Here is an 18,267-nt window from a genome sequence, read left to right as displayed (position 1 = left end):
CGAAAGTTCATGCGGGTGCGCACGGGTGTGGCAAATCGTCGCATTTGATTCGTGCGTGGGTTAAGAGCAAAATACCGCCGTTGCTAGGCCACCCTGCCACTTTGGGGTAGCGCAACACGCTACTCGACCCTTCCGGTAGCGCATATTTTTCCCCGAGCAAGGGCCCTGGTTCGTCCCCTATGGGAGGCCTTGGCCGCGCAGACTGCTTAGGGAAAGGTATGGGGTGATAGTTAGCCTGCCAGGCATATCGTACGGCTTGCTGTCGGCGGCTAGGTTTTAACGCAACTCTGATGAGACCGCACTATGCAACACTCCTCCAAATGGCGTAGGCGAGGCACGTTAGTGCTCCTTGCGCTGCTGTGCTTGCTGCTTGCAGGCTGTAGCTCGGCCCTCATGGACCCGAAGGGTGACATCGGAGAAGCCCAGCGCTCGCTGATTCTCAGCGCCTTTGGCTTGATGCTCATCGTGGTCATCCCTGTCATCGTGCTCACCATCGTATTCGGCTGGTACTACCGCCGTAACAACACGGTGGCGCAGTATCTGCCGGACTGGGCACACTCCAACGTGATCGAAGCCGTTGTCTGGCTGGTTCCCGTGGTCATCATCGCTATTCTGGCGACGATTACCTGGAAATCATCGCACAGCCTCGATCCCCATCGTCCGCTGGAAAGCGATACGCCGACGCTCGAAATTCAGGCTATCGCCCTGGATTGGAAGTGGTTGTTCGTCTATCCGGAGCAGGGCATCGCGACGGTCAACGAAGTGGCTTTCCCGGTCGATACACCCGTTCGCTTCCGAGTGAGCTCGGGGTCGGTGATGAACGCTTTCTTCATTCCTCAGTTGGGTAGCCAGATCTACGCCATGGCGGGTATGGATAATGACGTTTACCTGCGCGCGAACGAGATTGGTACTTACGGCGGTCGCTCCACCAACTACAGTGGTGCAGGTTTTGCCGGCATGGTGTTCGACGCCCACGTGACCTCCGACGAAGACTTCGACGCTTGGGTCGAGGAAGTGCGCCAGTCGCCCCAGACGTTGACCTATCCGGAAGGGTACGATCAATTGGCCGAGCGCTCCTCCTTCGATCCGGTACAGCACTTCGCCAGCGTCACGCCCGAGCTGTACGAACGCCTAGTAGCAAGCTTCCACACTGGAACGGCTCCCGAAGGCGACGCCCAGGATGCGCCCCGCGCACCTGCAGTGGATAGCAATGAAGCCTATCAAACGACCGAAAACCAAGCGAATGGCGAAGGCGAAAGCGTTCCCATGAGCAACCAGGCGGGAGGGTAAAACCGTGCTCGGTAAATTATCTTGGGAGGCCATTCCACTTCACGACCCCATTATCGTCGTCGTGGGTATCGGAATGGTACTGGGTGCCTTGGCCCTGTTGGCCGCCCTGACCTATTTCCGTAAGTGGGGATGGCTGTGGAACGAGTGGTTCACCTCCGTGGACCACAAGAAACTCGGTATCATGTACTTCATCGTGGCGCTGGTAATGCTGCTGCGCGGCTTTGCCGATGCCATCATGATGCGAACCCAGCAGATGTTCGCCGCTGGCGGTTCTGCGGGCTTCCTGCCGCCGGATCACTACGATCAGATCTTCACCGCTCACGGTGTGATCATGATCTTCTTCGTCGCCATGCCCATGGTCATCGGTCTGATGAACTTGGTGGTGCCGCTGCAGATCGGCGCGCGCGACGTTGCCTTCCCGTTCCTCAACAACCTGAGCTTCTGGTTGTTCGCGGTGTCGGCGATTCTGATCAATATCTCACTGGTCGTGGGCGAGTTCGCCACTACCGGTTGGCTGGCCTACGCGCCGCTATCGGGGATAGAGTACAGTCCCGGGGTGGGGGTCGATTATTGGATATGGGCGTTGCAGATATCCGGGGTGGGTACGACGCTCACGGGTATCAACTTCTTCGTCACCATCCTGAAGATGCGCACCAAGGGCATGACTCTGTTCCGCATGCCGATCTTCACCTGGACGGCGCTTTGCTCCAACGTGCTGATCATTGCTTCGTTCCCGATCCTGACCGCCACCGTTGCGATGCTGACGCTGGATCGTTACCTGGGCATGAACTTCTTCACGAACGACATGGGCGGCAACGTCATGATGTACGTGAACCTCATCTGGGCATGGGGTCACCCTGAAGTTTACATCCTGATTCTGCCTGCTTTCGGTGTGTTCTCCGAAGTCATCGCAACCTTTGCGCGCAAGCGTCTGTTCGGTTACCACACCATGGTATGGGCAACGGTCGCGATTACGCTTTTGTCGTTCATCGTATGGCTGCACCACTTCTTCACCATGGGCGCCGGTGCCAACGTCAACGCCTTCTTCGGCATCATGACGATGATCATCGCCATCCCGACCGGGGTGAAGGTATTCAACTGGATCTTCACCATCTTCCGCGGTCGTCTGGAAATGACGTCTCCGGTGCTTTGGACGCTGGGCTTCATCATCACCTTCACTCTGGGTGGTATGACCGGCGTGATGCTGGCGCTGCCGGCGGCCAACTTCGTGCTGCACAATAGCCTGTTCGTCATCGCGCACTTCCACAACGTCATTATCGGCGGCGTGGTATTCGGTATGTTCGCGGGCCTGACCTACTGGTTCCCCAAAGCGTTCGGTTTCACCCTCTGCGAGAAGTGGGGCAAGCGCGCCTTCTGGCTCTGGTTGGTCGGTTTCTACACTGCCTTCATGCCGCTCTACGTACTCAGCTTCTACGGTGCTGCGCGCCGTATGCAGTCGTACCCGAACGCCGAATGGCAGCCCTGGATGATCGTTGCCTGGGTGGGTGCGGTTCTGATCGCCTGTGGTATTGCCTGCACACTGATCCAGTTCTACGTCAGTATTCGCGATCGCAAGCAGCGTCAGGACGTTACCGGCGATCCGTGGGATGCCCGTACACTGGAGTGGTCGACCTCTTCTCCGGCGCCGTTCTACAACTTTGCGCACCTGCCCGTCGTTGGCGACATCGACAGCTTCTGGACGCAAAAGCAGCGTAGCCTCGAGCAGAAAGAAGAAGTGCGTTACAGCGATATCCACATGCCCAAGAACACGGCAGCAGGCCCGATCATAAGCGTCTTCGCAATGATCTTTGGCTTTGCTATGGTCTGGCATATCTGGTGGCTCGCCGGTCTCGGCGCCATCGGTGTATTCGTGGCCTTCATGGGACGCGTCTTCAACGATGACATCGATTACTACGTCCCCGCTGCCGAAGTCGAGCGCATCGAGCGGGCTCACCAACAGCGTGTGGAGGCACAAGCGTAATGGCCACGGATTCACTGCACCATGACGCGCATGCCGATGAGCATGAGCATCATCACGATGCTGCCGGTACCAAGGTATTTGGTTTCTGGGTCTACCTAATGAGCGATCTGGTGATCTTCGGGTCACTGTTCGCAACCTACGCCGTGCTCCTTCGGGGCACGGCCGGTGGCCCCACCGGCGCCGATATCTTCGAACTGCCGCTGATCCTCTTTGGCACCTTTGCCCTGTTGATCAGTAGCTTCACCTTCGGCATGGGCGTGCTGGCGATGAACGCCAACCGTGTCGGCCAGTTGAAGATGTGGCTCGGTGTCACCTTCGTACTTGGCCTTATGTTCTTGGGGATGGAGGTCTACGAATTCCATCACCTGATCCATGAAGGCTATGGTCCTGATCGCAGTGGTTTCCTCTCTGCGTTCTTCACCCTGGTGGGCACCCACGGTCTGCACGTTACCTTCGGGATGATCTGGATTCTGGTCATGCTGATCCAGCTCTCCACCAAGGGCATCAACGAGCAGACGCGTCCGCGTATCCTGTGCTTGAGCCTGTTCTGGCACTTCCTGGATATCGTCTGGATCTGCGTGTTCTCCTTCGTTTACCTGATGGGAGTGCTGTGAGATGAGTTCTGCTTCTATTGAACCGGCAAACGCCCACGGTTCCACCAAGTCCTACGTTATTGGTCTGATCCTGTCGCTGGTGCTCACCGTGATTCCCTTCGCGGCAGTCATGATGGGTGCTTTCAGCACACCGGTAACGATTTGGGTGATCGTCATCACCGCCGTACTCCAGGTGCTGGTACAGCTGGTTCTGTTCATGCACTTGAACACCAAGGCGGACGAAGGGTGGAACATGATGTCCTTCGTGTTCACCGTGACCATTCTCGTCCTCGTGGTAGGAGGCTCTCTGTGGATCATGCATCACCTTCATCTCAACATGATGATCGGCTAGCGACGATGCCAAGCCGGTGGCACGATCTCCTTGAGTTGACCAAGCCTGGAATCATTGGCGGCAATCTAATTGCCGCCATCGGCGGCTACTTCCTGGCCGCGCAGGGGCAGTTCGATGGCATGACCTTTGCCGCCGTTCTGCTGGGTATCGCGCTGATCATTGGCTCGGCCTGCGCTTGCAACAACGTGATCGACCGTGACATCGATGCGCTGATGGCGCGCACGCGCCATCGCCCGCTGGTTCGGGGCAGCATCTCGATCACTCAGGCGCTGGGGCTCTCGGCGCTGCTAGGTGTCTGCGGGGTTGTGTGCCTGGCACTGGGTACCAACGGGTTGACCGTGGCGCTTGCCGTGATCGGCTGGGGCGTTTATGTCGGCATTTACAGCCTCTACATGAAACGCCACTCCGAGTACGGCACCCTGGTGGGCAGCCTTTCTGGCGCCATGCCGCCGGTGGTAGGTTACTGCGCGGTGACTGGTAGTTTCGATAGCGGCGCTATCGTACTGCTGGTGATTTTCTGCCTATGGCAGATGCCGCACTCCTATGCCATTGCGATCTTCCGCTACGCGGACTATCAGCGGGCATCGATTCCGGTCCTGCCGGTCGTGCGCGGTATCAAGACGGCGAAGCACCATATCCTTGGCTACATCGTCGCCTTCATCCCCGCCTCCCTGGCGCTGGGATTGGCGAGCCAAGCGGGTATCGGTTACCTGTGCGTAGCGCTGGTGATGGGCTGCTACTGGCTCTATCTGGCCCTGCGTGGCTACCGTCTCGATGACGACGTTCGCTGGGCCAAACAGGTCTTCGGCGTCTCGATCCTGACGATCACCGCGATGAGCCTGGTAATGGTACTCGAAGCGGTCGTACCGCTCGCCTGACCTTCTCGTCCTACCGGGAAGGCACGCTAAAACGCCCCGAGATCTTTGATCTTGGGGCGTTTTTTTATGGCGCGATGGCAAGCATTGACTCACTCCTCGCGCTGACTTGCCTGTATTGCGGTGAGGGCAATGGTATAGACGATGTCATCGACCAGCGCGCCGCGCGATAGATCGTTGACCGGCTTGTTGAGGCCCTGGAGCATGGGACCGACACTTACCACGCGGGCGCTGCGCTGCACCGCTTTATAGGTGGTGTTGCCGGTGTTGAGATCGGGGAAGACGAAGACCGTCGCCTTGCCTGCAACCGGTGAGTCCGGCGCTTTCTGCTGCCCGACACTTTCGATGGCGGCGGCGTCGTACTGCAGCGGGCCGTCGATGATCAAATGCGGGGCGCGCCCCTTTGCAATGCGGGTTGCTTCGCGCACCTTGTCGACATCGGCGCCGCTGCCAGAGTCGCCCGTGGAGTAGCTGATCATCGCCACGCGGGGTTCGATGCCGAAGGCCTCGGCCGAGCGCGCGCTCTGAATGGCGATCTCGGCCAGCGCTTCGGCGTCGGGGTCAGGGTTGACCGCACAGTCGCCGTAAACCACTACCTGTTCCGGCAGCAGCATGAAGAAGATCGAGGAAACCAGGTTGTACTCCGGCGCGGTCTTGATCAGTTGAAACGCCGGGCGCACGGTGTTGGCAGTGGTGTGCACCGCGCCCGATACCAGGCCGTCGACTTCGTCCAACTGCAACATCATGGTGCCGAGCACCACGTTGTCCTGAAGCTGGGACTCGGCGGTGAGTTCGTTGAGCTTGCCGCGACGACGCTCGACCATAGGGCCAATGTAGCTTGCGCGGGTGCTTTCGGGATCGATGATGGTGAGCTCGTCGGGTAGTGTTAGGCCACGGTGGCGCGCCACGTCTTCGATCTCGTCGCGCTGGCCGAGCAGGACGCAGTCGGCGATGCCGCGCCGCTGGCAGATGATCGCCGCCTCGATGGTGCGCGGCTCGTTGCCTTCGGGTAGGACGATGCGCTTTTTCGCCTGCTGCGCGAGCTTGACCAACTGGTGACGAAACGCCGAGGGCGACAGGCGCCGGGTGTAGCCGCCGCTTATGTTCCCCTTGAGCCATTCGAGGTCCATATGGGCAGCCACGAAGCGGGCGACCTGCTCGGCGCGCTCGAAGTCGTCCAGGGGAATCTCACTGCTGAGCTGGCTTAGATGCGTGGCGGTCGTGAGGCTATCAGTTTCCACCGAGAGCACCGGAAGCCCGGTACGCAGCGCCGGGCGACACATCTCGATCATGTTGTCGTTGGGCAGAAAGCCGTTGGTGAGTAGCACTCCCGCCAGCTGGGTGCCGTTCATGGTCGCCAGCGCCGAGGCGAGAATGGCATCGTCGCGGTCGCCCGAGGCCACCACGAGACTTCCCGGCGTGAAGATGTGAAGCGCGTTGGCTGCGCTGCGTGCGCAGAGACTGGTCGACAGTACGCGCCGGGTGGCGGCTTCGCCTTCGTTGAGTAGGGTGGCGTTGAGCGCCCGCGCCACGTCCAGGGTACGCGGTGCGCTTAGCGTTTTGCTGTAGGGCACCACGCCAATCAAGTGAAAACGTTCGGTAGCCAGCGCCGGGGAGTAGCGGCGCAGCTCGTCGAGCACCGACTCTTCGAGCTGCGGCTTGATGGTACCGGGTGCAGCAGAGAGATCGTCCTCCTGAGCGTAGGGTAGGTTCTTCATGCGCATCAAGATACCGCCCAGGGTGCGCGCCGAACTGACCCCGCCAAAGCTGCGGGCGTGCATGTCGAGCTCTTCGGCAAGCCGCTGGGGCTCGTCGAGATCCCCGGTGCCGACCAGAATGATCCGCGCGTTGAGCGCGTGAGCGAGCTGGGCATTGGTTTGGGTGGCGTAGGTCGTGTGCTGGGTGGGTACTACGCCTTCGACCACGACCAGATCCAAGGGGTTACCGTCGCTGTGCGACTGCTGTACGACCTGATCGAAGAGCTCGACGGCGTTCTCCATCAACTCGTCGAGCTGGTCGTCGCGTAGCAGGCGCTCGAGGCGCGCCTGGGAGATCGGCGCCGGTGGGCGCAGGTTCATGGTCCGCGACACCAGCGCCGTAGACCGATCGAGCCCTGGGCCGTTGAGTTCGTTTTGCATGAACGGCTTGAGAAACCCCGCCTTGAGACCGATGGTCTCGAGCGCCTGGATAAGCCCCAAACACGCCGACGTAAGGCCTGCGCCTACGCTCGTGGGTACCAGGAGAATGGCTTGGGGTTGGTCGGGGTAGGTGCTCATTGGTGCGGCTCCAGGCAGTGGCGGGTTTCGTCGGCGATGCGGCCCTCTTCATCGGTGGGGATGACCCACACCTCGGGGCCGGCATGATCGGGGGCGTCGAGCTTGCCTTCGCGGCCGCGAATGGTTGCCTCGTTGGCGGCGGGATCGAGGGCGAAGCCGAAATGCGGCAGAAGGGCGATGACCCGACGGCGAACGATGGGCGAGTTCTCGCCAATGCCGCCAGTGAAGATCACCCCATCGAGCTGCGGCAGCGCGCAGGAGAGGGCAGCCAGCGATTTGGCGATACGGTAGCAGAACACGTCCAGCGCGAGCTGGGCGCCTTCGTGTCCGGCTTCGGCTTGCTCTTCGACTTCGCGCATGTCGTTGGTGAGGCCGGAAAGCCCGAGCAGGCCGCTCTCCTTGTTGAGCACGGCGTCGATCTTATCCAGCGACCAGCCCAGTTGGCGGTTTAAGTGAGCGTGCAGGCCGGGGTCGACGTCGCCGCTGCGCGTCCCCATTACCAGGCCTTCAAGCGGCGTAAGGCCCATGCTGGTGTCCTGGCTTTGATCGTTCCACACCGCGCAGGTCGAGCAGCCATTGCCCAGATGCGCGGTCAGCCAGCCTCCGGCGCCGCGTGCGCTGAGGTGGGCTGTGCGCTGGCTGACATAGGCGTGGCTGGTGCCGTGAAAGCCGTAGCGGCGAATGCCGTGCTGCGCGTAGAGTGCTTGCGGCAGGGCGTAGCGGTAGGCGTGGGGCGGTAGCGTCTGATGGAAAGCGGTATCGAAGACGGCGACCTGCGGCAGCTGGGGGAAGAGCTTACGCGTGGCGGCAATGCCCGCCAAGTTGGCAGGGTTGTGTAGCGGGGCGAGGGCGGCGGTGCGCTCGATCGCCTCCAGGACACTCTCATCGATCAGCGCGGCTTCGGTGAAACGCTCACCACCGTGCACGATGCGATGACCAATGGCGCAGGGCAGGCGCCCCTCCAGCGAGTCGAGGATGGCCTTGAGCGCCTGGGTGTGTTCGGCGTCGGGCAGCGCCAGCGTGAAGCTTTCACCGGCGCTGTTCTTGCCCTTGAGCTGCGCCTCCGGCGTGCCGATACGCTCTGCCAAGCCCGACAGGCGGGGCGCCTCGGGGTCGGCGTCGATCAAGGCGTACTTGATGGAAGAAGATCCGCAGTTGATAACCAGCACCGGTGCCGTCATTGTTGGCTTCCTAACGCGAAAGTGAGTGGAGTGGCGTAAAACGTCTTGGAAGTGGCTTCTAGTCGACTTTAGCCTAGCATGCGCTGCTGGCAACCAAGGTCGAGAATAGGCGGTAAATCAACCTATTTGGCTTCTCCCATATAATTTATCTTTCAGCTTACCATCTTGGCATACGAGCCCATTCATGTCCGATACCTCGCGCTCTAACTTCCTACCGCGCCATCTTGCCATCCTATTGATGATGAGCGTGGCTACCATGTTTGCAGCCAATCACGTGGCGGCCAGGGTGGCGTTCGATCACGGGGTGGGACTACTGCTCGCCGTGCTGGTTCGCTCCTGCGTAGCCTGTTTAATTCTGCTGTCGCTGTTTCTATGGCAGCGTAAGTCGTGGCGCCTGCCGCAAGGTAGCTGGCCGTGGCAGCTCGCCGTTGGGCTCTTGATCACGCTGCAGAGTCTGTGTCTCTATTCGGCGGTCGCACGTTTGCCGGTGGTCATTGCACTGCTTTTGGTCAACACCTTTCCCATTCAACTTGCGCTCTTGAGCTGGGCACTGGGCGGGTCTCGGCCAACGCTTCGAAGCTGCCTCATCATGGGCACCATTCTCGTGGGGCTACTCATCGTGCTGGATATTCCTGCCTGGCTTGCCGATGCCGATGCGCTGGGCCCCGAGTGGAGCACGGGCATTCTGTTTGGCTTGGCGGCGGCCTTTGCCTTCGCCTCGGCGCTTTGGGTTACCGAACATCGGCTGGCGGCCGTGGGCAGCACGCTGCGAAGTCTACTCACCATGCAAACGGTGCTTTTGGCCATGCTGGTAGCGGGCGCTTCGGGCTGGGTGCCGGGTGGCATGAGTCTGCCAAGCGCCACCGCTGGTTGGGTAGGGCTTGCGCTCTTGGCGCTCTTGTATGGAACGGGATTCTCTACGCTGTTCATCTTCGTGCCGCGGCTTAACATGGCGCGCAACGCCCCGGTCATGAACATCGAGCCCGTGGCCTCGCTGGTCATCGGCTATATCGTGCTGGATCAGATGCTCTCGCCGGGGCAACTTGTTGGCGGGGCGGTAGTGGTGGCCGGGATCGTGGCGCTTAGCCTCTCACGCCAGCGTTGAGTAGGCTGCTTGGTGGCGGCGTATTTGCATTGCGCGCCAGGCATAGCGCTTAGCAACTTGTCAGGTATTGTTCCTGAGGGTGGTACTGGATAGATATCGCGCTTGAAAATCGGCAGGTGGGACTGATCTCGACACTCGATACGGATGGCTTGATCGTTCTTCGTGAACTGCCATGGTACGTAACCGCATGCCCGGTGATGTGAGAGGAAGGGGGAGGTGGCTCCTCCCTCCTATTCGTTCAGGCACACCCATCATGTGACAGCAGAGATCTCAGTCATCGCGATCAATGGCAAAGGCCGACCATGCCTGACGCGTCGGCATCACTTCCAACCGGTTGAAGTTGATGTGCGCTGGCAGCGTGGCGATATAGAACATCTGTTCCGCGATATCCTCGGCGGTCAACGCTGTGGTGCTCCGGTAGAGATTGTCGGAAGCCGTTTGATCGCCACCGGTCCGCACTAAGGTGAACTCGGTTTCTGCAATGCCTGGTGCCAGATCGGTGACACGCACGCCGGTACCCAGCAGGTCACAGCGCAGGTTGTAACTGAACTGCTTGACGAAGGACTTAGAAGCACCATAGACGTGACTACCCGGATACGGCCACTGACCAGCGATGGAGCCTACGTTGATGATTGTGGCCCCCTGACCGATGTCGATAAGCGTCGGCAACAATGCATGCGTTACGTTGACCAAGCCGGTGACATTGGTATCGATCATGGTGTGCCAGTCTTTCAGCTCTACCTTCTGTGCCGGCTGCGGCGCCAGCGCCAAACCGGCGTTGTTGACCAGCGTACGAACACGCTTGAATGCGTCGGGCAGTTCAGCCACCGCTTTTGCCACGGCTTGGTCATCACGGACGTCGAGCACTACGGTGTGTACGGCCACTTTTTCGGATAGCTTGGCCTTCAGCGCCGCGAGCCGATCGCCGCGACGACCGGACAGCACCAGCGACCAGCCGGCCTCCGCAAAACGGTGGGCGGCCGCACGGCCAAACCCGGAAGTCGCACCAGTAATAAAAGCAACGTCGTTCACAAAACTCTCCTCGTTGGATTTCGATTCGTCGAACGTGAAAAACGCCCGACGGCACTGCGTGTTTCATCGTTGTTGACCGCTAAAGCCACTCTCGAACCAGCACCCAAGCCGATAGCAACATCAACAGCGGCGCCACCGTGTATTTCAGCGACCTCGGCGGCGAGCGTTCGAACGCCCACTGCCCAATCGCGTTGCCGACCAGTGCCGGTACCAGCAGCCAAGCTGCATGTAAAAGGGTGTCGCGCCCCAGTTCACCGGCCAGACCCAACCCGATCAGCGAGGCGCTGCTGCTAGCAGCGAAGAACAGGATCGCGGTCGCTCGCAGGGCGATGGGTGGCAGGCGTTGATGTAGCAGATACAGCATCAGTGGCGGTCCGCCTGAGGACGCCAGCGTCATACACAAGCCGGACACGCCACCCGCCGCCACGCTGCTCGGCCCTGGCATGCGTGGTGGCGAGTCGACGATCGCTGACTCGCGTCGCAACAACAACGCTAGTGCTCCGCCCAGCGCCAGTAGGGCGATAGCGACCCGCAGTTGTGAGGCCGGCAGTATGGCAATCAGCCAGACGCCAACGACCGTCGCCACCAGCATGCCTACCAGCAGCCGCATCAGGCGCGGCCAGTCGGCGCTACGGACAGCGTGGTGCCACAGCCCAATGCTGGTCACCAAGTCCAGCAGCAGCGCCAGCGGCACGGCCTCGATCGGCGGGAGAAACAGCATCAGCCCCAAGGCCAGCAGCATGGCAAAGCCGAACCCGCAGTACCCTCTTACGGCACCGGCAAAACAGGCAAGGCCCACGGCCGGCCAGAGATGGGGCAGGGATGACATCATCAAGCGTGATTCCACCTTCGGTGATAGGGTTTTCCTCTCGCACCTTAATCAGCGTCGGCGGTACCGGGTAGAGCCAGATCGATCAGCGCGCCGAGACATCGCCCTCTCACCACGAGACCGGCGCTCGAGCAGGCGGGCACGAGCAAGATCGCAACCTGATTGGTGCCATGCTGCCACCTAGTTAGCGCTACGCGGCCCCCTGTGAAGAGGCTGCGCCACCTGCGTGCCGGCACTGTCACGAGAGGCAATCGATTTTGGCTCTACGTGAACGGCAGCCGCCCCCCTAATCTGATTTCATCTGCGATTGGCCGGTCGATACCGGGAGATCGCACCCGACCTGAGGTAAGCCTCTCTCATCCGGCAACCCCGGCGCCACCACAACAGGACCCCTGCTATGAACGACAGCATAACCAACGACTTCGTCCGCCAGCTCGACCGCCAGCATGTCTTCCATTCCTGGTCGGCACAGGGCAACCTCAGCCCGTTAGTCATCGCCGGCGGTCGTGGTTGCAAGATGTGGGACTACGACGGCAAGGAGTATCTCGACTTCAGTAGCCAGTTGGTGAATACCAACATTGGCCATCAACATCCAAAAGTCGTCGCCGCGATCCAGGCCCAGGCCGAGCAGTTGGCCACCGTGGCACCGGCGCATGCCAACCTGGCCCGTAGCGAAGCGGCCAAGCGTATCCTGGCGCGCGCGCCCTCCGGTTTCAGTAAGGTGTTCTTCACCAACGCTGGCGCCGACGCCAACGAGAACGCGATCCGCATGGCACGCAGCATGACCGGACGCGACAAAATTCTCTCCGCCTACCGTTCTTATCATGGCAGTACCGGTTCCGCGATCGCCGCCACCGGAGACCCGCGTCGCATCCCCAACGAATTTGCCCGCGGTCATACACACTTCTTCAACCCGTACCTCTACCGCACCGAGTTCTGGGCGAGCAATGAAGCCGAAGAGTGCGAGCGCGCGTTGCAGCACCTAAAGCGGGTCATCGAGTGCGAGGGGCCACAGTCGATCGCCGCGATCCTACTCGAGTCGATCCCCGGCACCGCCGGCATGCTGATTCCGCCCAAGGGCTATATGGAAGGCGTGCGTAAGCTGGCCGATCAGTACGGCATTCTGTTGATTCTCGATGAAGTCATGGCCGGTTTCGGCCGCACTGGCCGCTGGTTCGCTTTCGAACACTTCAACATCAAGCCGGATCTGATCGTCTTCGCCAAGGGCGTTAATTCAGGCTACGTGCCGACCGGAGGTGTAGTGGTCTCCGACCCCATTTGCCGCCACTTCGATGATCACATGTTCTTTGGCGGTCTTACCTATTCCGGCCACCCGCTAGCCATGGCATCGATCGTTGCCACACTGGATGCCATGCAGGAAGAGGGTGTGGTCGAGAATGCAGACCACGTGGGTAACGGCGTGCTCGCCAGCGGCCTCAGAAAGCTCGCGGACAAGCATGCCGTGGTTGGCGAAACCCGTGGTGTCGGTGTGTTTCATGCCCTCGAGCTGGTCAGCGATCGCGAGAGTCGTGCCCCACTGCCGCCTGCGGAAATGGCCAAGATCAAGGCCGCATTGATCGATAAGGGATTGTTGCCGTTCGTGGTCGAGAACCGTATCCATGTGGTGCCACCCTGCATCGTCAGCGAAGCGGAAGTCGAGCAGGGCCTGTCGATTCTCGACGAGGTGCTCGGCGTCTACCGCTGATCGGATGCTTCCGCCGCGCACTTGGTTACGACGAGCGGCGGTAAAGCATTGTGGATAGTCAGACCGCCGTGCCTACGGGTACGGCGGTCTGCACTGTGGAGAGCCGATCGGCCTCGCTCAGCCGAAAGCGCGTGCTAGACGCTCGATGCCCGTGCCAATCCGCTCCACGTCAATCGCCCCGAAGCCAAGCCGCATGAAGTTGCGTGGCGGCACGTGATCGAAGAAGTGCTGAAAGCCGGGCTCGATCAGCACCCCGTGCTGTGCTGCCTGCCACGCCAAACGCTGGGTATCGACCGTTTCCGGCGCTTCGAGCCAGAAGACACTGGCATGATCGCCACCGACTCGCCGACACGTCGGCAGTTCGCGACGCAGGCGGGCGTCCATCGTCTCCCAGCGCCGATACATTTCCTCGGCGAACAGCCGCAGATAGCGGTCGTAATGTCCCTGAGATAGAAACTGCGCTACCTGTTGCTGCAGACTGGACGGCGGGTGACGGTACATCAATCGCCGCAGCGCCCGCAGTTCGTCGATCAGCTCAGCATCGGCCACCAGATAGCCGAGCCTTAGTCCCGGTGAAAGCGGCTTGGAGAGGCTACTCATGTAGATCACACGCGAGCCGGCGCGGCTCGACTTGAGCGCAGGCAATGCGTGGCGATCAAAGTTGAACTCGGCGTCGTAGTCGTCCTCCAGCACGATCTGGTCTCGCTGCTGGATCTGCTCGATCAGCGCATCTCGCCGGGCGCGGCTCATGGTCACACCGGTCGGCCCCTGATGGCTGGGCGTTACGTAGAGATAGTCGCTATCTGCTGCGTTGGCATCCAGGCAAATGCCCTCAGCGTCGATCGCCTGGTAGCTTAGCTGCGCGCCTTGACGTAGAAAGACATTGACCGCCTCGCGATAACCGGGGTTCTCTACCGCGACGCGGGTCCGTGCGTCGAACAGCAACTGTGCGATCAGGAACAACGCATTCTGCGAACCCAGCGTGATCAGGATCTCGTCGCTGCGAGCATGGATTCCCCGCTTGGGCAGCACGCGCGTGCGCAGCTGCTCGATCAGCATCGGGTCGTCCTGGTCGTAGCGGTCGCCCAGCCAGTGGCGATCGCGTCTTCCGCCCAACAACTGGCGCGAGGACTCGCGCCACTGCTCCAGCGGAAACAACCGCGTGTTCAACTGCCCGTAAACGAACGGAAATTCGTAGTGCATCCAGTTGCTGGGGCGCAGAACTCCCTGCAGATGGCTGGGACGATGCGTGAAGCGATTGTCCCATTGTGGTGCATCAATATCCTCGTTGAGCATCGCTGCAGGAGTTTCCAGTGCAGCAGCACCATGGTAAGCATCATGCAAATAATAGCCGCTGCGGGGACGGCTAATCAGATAGCCATCCTCGACCAACCCTTCGTAGACCAGCGCCACCGTGTTGCGTGAGACCCCGAGCTGAAGCGACAGTTTGCGGCAGGAAGGTAAAGCTTCGTTCCGCGGGATCGTACCGGTATGAATCGAGGCCAGCAGCGCTTCGCGCAGCTGCTCCTGCAGACCGCGCGGTGCTTCAAAATCGAGATGAAAATGATGGTCAAGCATGTGTCACTCCCATAGCAATGCTCCGCATTCGCTATCGAAGCAAGATTTACGCCACTTTCTTATGGCGTTTACTGACGCCTTGCCTTTTGACCCGTGGGTCAACCACGCAAAGTACGCCACCGCACTGTTTACGCGGCTTACAACTGTCTCGGGCGTGCACCTGAACTGTCCTTTAGAGGTCCGCATTTTTGACTTTAGTATGATCGGCATCGTGGCTTTGAATCGGGCTGTGGGCGTGGCCTTCAGGGGAACGGGTCAAGCCCGATAAGTGGCGCCCTCGGAGCGACGCTTGGGGCAACACTGGCAACGAGACCGGCATAAATGCCGAAATCGGTGGACCTTCTAGTCCCGATATCGATACCGAGCGTCTATCCAAGACCACAATATCAATGTTGGACATGACGTCGCCGACAACAACGTCAACTACGAGGACTACTCATCATGGGCAGCACCTTTCACGGCATTATCGCCTTTGCGCTGCTGGCCGGCCTGCTGGTTATCGGCAGCCTGCTGCGCAGCCGACTCGGTTTTCTGCGCGCCAGTCTGATTCCGGGCAGCATCGTGGCCGGCGTCATCGGCTTCGCGCTGCTCTCGCTAGGCTGGATCCCCGGCTACGGGCCGTCGGATTTCACCACCCTGGCCTTCCATTTCTTCACTCTGAGCTTTATGTCACTGTGCCTCACCGGCAGCCCCAAGCCTGCCGTTGGCGAAGCCAGGCAGGGCATTCTCGGCGGCGGGCTGTGGCTCACACTGATCTGGACCGCCAGCCTCGGCGCCCAAGCGGTGATCGGCTACGCCTTGATGGCGGGCTACGACTTGCTCAGCGGCAGTGACCTGAGCCCACTGCTCGGCGCCATCGTGACCCACGGCTTTACCCAAGGGCCCGGTCAGGCGCTAACCTACGGCACCATCTGGGAGAACGACTACGGTATCGCCAATGCGGCCCAGGTCGGCGTCATCTTTGCCTCGCTTGGCTTCGTCGCCGCCTTTGTCGTCGGTGTTCCCGCCGCGCGCTATTTCCTCAAGCGCGGCATGAACGCCAATCGCGAATCGACCCTGGATGACGACTTCATCGCCGGCTTCCACAAGCCGACGTCTCGCCCCTCGGCAGGCAAGCAGGTATCTCACTCAGGCACCGTCGACTCGCTGGCCTGGCACGTTGGTCTGCTCGGTCTGGCCTACGTCATCACCTATGTCTGGCTCACCGTGATGCAGCCGCTGGTCGGGGGCAATCAGGTGCTGTCGGTCTTCTTCAGCTACAACCTGTTCTTCATCCATGGTCTGACGGTCTGCGTGCTGATGCGCTTGGTGATCGATCGCTGCGGCTGGGCAGACAAGGTCGACGACGATACTCTGAAGCGTATTACCAGCGGCTCGGTCGACTTCATGGTCGTCGCCACACTGATGAGCATCCAGATCTCCGTCCTGGCCTCCCTGCTGGTACCGATCGCGATCGTGACTGTGGTCATCACCTTGGTGACGTTCCTCGGCGCCATGGCGATCGGTCGGCTCAGCGGGCGACTCGGCCCCGAGCGTGCAGTCACCGCCTTCGGCTGCTGCTGCGGCTCCACCGGCACCGGCCTTCTGCTACTGCGCATGCTGGACGCGGATTTCAGTACTTCGGTCCCCAAGGAACTGGCGTTTTTCAATATCGCGATCATCGTTGTCAACATTCCGACGCTGTTCTTCATCGCGCCAATCGCGCCGACCCTGAGCACCTGGCAGTACCTGGCTATTTTCGGCGGCTACTTCATGCTGATGCTGGTCTGCGTACCGCTGCTAATGAAGTGGCAGCGTAGCCGGGGCGTCTCGAATGCCTCTCTGCAGGAGGCGAATCCGTCATGAGCCACTGCATCTATGCCGCTCGTCGCATTCTGACGATGAACCCGTCCCAGCCGGAGGCGACCCACGTCGCCGTCCGCGATGGCAAGATCCTTGGGGTCGGCTCGCTGGAAACACTAGCCGATCTGGGCGATTACGAGCTCGACGAACGCTTCGCCGACAAAGTTATTCTGCCCGGTTTCGTCGAGGGCCATAGTCATGCGCTGGAGGGCGTGCTCTGGGAGTACGCCTACGCAGGCTACTTCCCGCGCACCGACCCCACTGGCGAGACCTGGCCGGGCCTGACCGATATCGATGCACTGCAGCGCCACCTAGCCGCCCAGACCGTATCTCTGCCCGCAGGCGAGCCATTGATCGCGTGGGGCTTCGATCCGATCTATTTCCCGATCCGTCGTCTGACTCGTGATGAGCTCGATGGCGTCGATCGCGAGCGGCCGATCGTGGTGCTCCATGCCAATCTGCACATGATGACCGTCAACAGCGCCATGCTGGCGCGCGCCGACCTCGAGACTCAAGCGGATATCGAAGGCGTGATGACCTTCGAGGACGGTCGGCCCAACGGCGAGCTGCGCGAAATGGCGGCGATGTTCGCGATCTTCGATACCCTCGGCATCGATCTCTTCGACCGCGGTAGCGAATCTGCCACGCTAGAGCGCTACGCGCGTATTGCCCAGCGTCACGGTGTCACCACGCTGACCGATCTTTACAATCCGCTGAGCGACGCAGGCGTCGCCAGCATGCGCGACACCTGCAACCGTGACGATGTCCCGATGCGCCTCGTTCCGGCCATGAGTGCGCTCACCTACACCCCCGAAGAGGGCATCGAGCGGGTGCTTGATGCCGCCGGTCAGGCCAGCGACAAGCTGCACTTCGGACTGGTCAAGCTAATGACCGATGGCTCGATTCAGGGTTATACCGCGCGGCTCAACTGGCCTGGCTACCATGACGGTGCCCCCAACGGCATGTGGAACGCCGAGCCGGAACGGCTGACCGAGATCGTGCAGCGTTATCACCAGGCCGGCCTGCAGCTGCATATCCACACTAACGGCGACGAAGCGGTCGATCTGATGCTCGATGCCATCGAGTCGGCGCTGGAACTGTGGCCACGGCCGGATCATCGCCATACGCTGCAACACTGCCAGATCATCAATCAGGCACAGATGAAGCGCGCCGCACGCCTGGGTGTTTGTCTCAACATGTTCGCCAACCACATCTACTACTGGGGCGACATCCACCGTCAGCGCACGCTCGGCTACGAGCGTAGCCAGCGTCTTGAGCCGCTGGCCTCGGCGGATCGTCTCGGCATACCCATCGCCGCCCACTGCGATGCCCCGGTCACACCGCTGGCACCCCTGTTCACGGCTTGGTGTGCCGTAGCTAGACGTACCGCCAGCGGTGAGGTCCTCGGCCCGATGGAGTCACTTAGCGTCGAGCGCGCACTAAAACTGATCACGCTGGATGCTGCTTACACCCTGAGGCTAGATGGCCACCTTGGCAGCCTGGAGGTGGGCAAGTTCGCCGATATGGCCATCCTCGACGAGGACCCCCGCGAGGTGGCAGTGGATCAGTTGCCCAAGATCGGCGTCGCCGCGACGATGGTTGGCGGGCGCCTCTTCGCCAATGACTAA

14 protein-coding genes are annotated in these 18,267 nt (G+C 60.8%); 9 read left to right on the top strand and 5 right to left on the bottom strand.

Features of this window, described 5'->3' with window-relative positions; translation table 11 throughout:
* The first annotated feature begins 303 nt into the window (after positions 1-303).
* The 5 genes from cyoA to cyoE are packed head-to-tail and all read left to right on the top strand — an operon-like array spanning position 304 to position 5,094.
* Entirely contained in the window at positions 304-1,290 is a 987-nt protein-coding gene (gene cyoA / locus LLY24_RS09690; RefSeq protein ID WP_259036092.1) for a ubiquinol oxidase subunit II, read from the top strand.
* Positions 1,291-1,294: 4 nt separating this feature from the next.
* Positions 1,295-3,271 (top strand): cytochrome o ubiquinol oxidase subunit I, encoded by a 1,977-nt coding sequence (gene cyoB, locus LLY24_RS09685; protein WP_259036091.1) that lies wholly within the window; start codon positions 1,295-1,297, stop codon positions 3,269-3,271.
* Complete coding sequence (gene cyoC / locus LLY24_RS09680) at positions 3,271-3,885, top strand: cytochrome o ubiquinol oxidase subunit III (RefSeq protein ID WP_259036090.1); 615 nt, start codon at positions 3,271-3,273, stop codon at positions 3,883-3,885. The genes cyoB and cyoC overlap by 1 nt, the downstream gene beginning before the upstream one ends.
* A gap of 1 nt (position 3,886) precedes the next feature.
* On the top strand, positions 3,887-4,216 hold the full coding sequence (gene cyoD / locus LLY24_RS09675) for a cytochrome o ubiquinol oxidase subunit IV (protein WP_259036089.1): 330 nt from the start codon (positions 3,887-3,889) through the stop codon (positions 4,214-4,216).
* Positions 4,174-5,094, top strand: a complete 921-nt coding sequence (gene cyoE, locus LLY24_RS09670) for a heme o synthase (RefSeq protein ID WP_259036088.1) — start codon at positions 4,174-4,176, stop codon at positions 5,092-5,094. The genes cyoD and cyoE overlap by 43 nt, the downstream gene beginning before the upstream one ends.
* 89 nt (positions 5,095-5,183) lie before the next feature.
* On the opposite strand, the gene pta is transcribed toward cyoE, so the two are convergent.
* Complete coding sequence (pta, locus tag LLY24_RS09665; protein ID WP_259036087.1) at positions 5,184-7,367, bottom strand: phosphate acetyltransferase; 2,184 nt, start codon at positions 7,365-7,367, stop codon at positions 5,184-5,186.
* Positions 7,364-8,548 carry an acetate/propionate family kinase gene (locus tag LLY24_RS09660; RefSeq protein WP_259036086.1) on the bottom strand — a complete coding sequence of 395 codons (1,185 nt, stop codon included), beginning with the start codon at positions 8,546-8,548 and terminating at the stop codon, positions 7,364-7,366. Before LLY24_RS09660 ends, pta begins: the two co-directional genes overlap by 4 nt.
* Before the next feature lie 184 nt (positions 8,549-8,732).
* Here LLY24_RS09660 and LLY24_RS09655 point away from each other — a divergent pair, with 184 nt between their 5' ends.
* On the top strand, positions 8,733-9,653 hold the full coding sequence (locus LLY24_RS09655) for an EamA family transporter (RefSeq protein WP_259036085.1): 921 nt from the start codon (positions 8,733-8,735) through the stop codon (positions 9,651-9,653).
* A 270-nt stretch (positions 9,654-9,923) separates the two neighbouring features.
* Here LLY24_RS09655 and LLY24_RS09650 read toward each other — a convergent pair whose 3' ends face one another.
* On the bottom strand, positions 9,924-10,685 hold the full coding sequence (locus LLY24_RS09650; protein WP_259036084.1) for an SDR family NAD(P)-dependent oxidoreductase: 762 nt from the start codon (positions 10,683-10,685) through the stop codon (positions 9,924-9,926).
* A gap of 79 nt (positions 10,686-10,764) precedes the next feature.
* Positions 10,765-11,517 (bottom strand): sulfite exporter TauE/SafE family protein, encoded by a 753-nt coding sequence (locus tag LLY24_RS09645; RefSeq protein WP_259036362.1) that lies wholly within the window; start codon positions 11,515-11,517, stop codon positions 10,765-10,767.
* Positions 11,518-11,911: 394 nt separating this feature from the next.
* Here LLY24_RS09645 and LLY24_RS09640 point away from each other — a divergent pair, with 394 nt between their 5' ends.
* Entirely contained in the window at positions 11,912-13,219 is a 1,308-nt protein-coding gene (locus tag LLY24_RS09640) for an aspartate aminotransferase family protein (protein ID WP_259036083.1), read from the top strand.
* 117 nt (positions 13,220-13,336) lie between these two features.
* Here the strand turns inward: LLY24_RS09640 and pdxR are convergent, their stop codons facing one another.
* Positions 13,337-14,797 (bottom strand): MocR-like pyridoxine biosynthesis transcription factor PdxR, encoded by a 1,461-nt coding sequence (gene pdxR / locus LLY24_RS09635; protein ID WP_259036082.1) that lies wholly within the window; start codon positions 14,795-14,797, stop codon positions 13,337-13,339.
* Positions 14,798-15,238: 441 nt separating this feature from the next.
* Between pdxR and LLY24_RS09630 the strand changes: the two genes are divergently transcribed.
* Complete coding sequence (locus tag LLY24_RS09630) at positions 15,239-16,642, top strand: sodium/glutamate symporter (protein WP_259036081.1); 1,404 nt, start codon at positions 15,239-15,241, stop codon at positions 16,640-16,642.
* Positions 16,639-18,267, top strand: a complete 1,629-nt coding sequence (locus LLY24_RS09625; RefSeq protein WP_259036080.1) for an amidohydrolase — start codon at positions 16,639-16,641, stop codon at positions 18,265-18,267. Before LLY24_RS09630 ends, LLY24_RS09625 begins: the two co-directional genes overlap by 4 nt.

The organism is Halomonas dongshanensis (assembly GCF_024790395.1).
GTDB lineage: Bacteria > Pseudomonadota > Gammaproteobacteria > Pseudomonadales > Halomonadaceae > Vreelandella > Vreelandella dongshanensis.
The sequence above is the reverse complement of the archived record's forward strand: the minus strand, read 5'-3'. Positions and strand labels throughout refer to the sequence as shown.